This is a genomic window from Enterobacter cloacae complex sp.6700776, assembly GCF_048284255.1.
Classification (GTDB): Bacteria; Pseudomonadota; Gammaproteobacteria; order Enterobacterales; family Enterobacteriaceae; genus Enterobacter; species Enterobacter intestinihominis.
The window spans coordinates 1-303 of record NZ_JBLVYK010000167.1; the positions used below are offsets into that span (position 1 = coordinate 1).

Here is a 303-nt window from a genome sequence, read left to right on the forward strand (position 1 = left end):
GTTTTATGGGCACCACCGTGGTGAGCGGCACGGCACAAGCAATGGTGATTGCTAAAGGAGCCAACACTTGGTTTGGTCAACTGGCGGGGCGTGTTAGTGAGCAGGAAAGCGAGCCGAATGCCTTTCAGCAGGGGATCAGCCGCGTCAGTATGCTGCTGATTCGCTTTATGCTGGTGATGGCTCCGGTGGTGTTGCTTATCAACGGTTACACCAAAGGCGACTGGTGGGAAGCGGCACTGTTTGCGCTTTCGGTCGCGGTAGGCTTAACGCCGGAAATGTTGCCGATGATTGTTACCTCGACGC

The 303-nt window shown here is 55.8% G+C and carries 1 pseudogene; it reads left to right on the forward strand.

Annotated features, from left to right (window positions below):
* Positions 1-303, forward strand: a pseudogene (locus ACNQ0T_RS23735) (magnesium-translocating P-type ATPase); the annotation flags it as partial.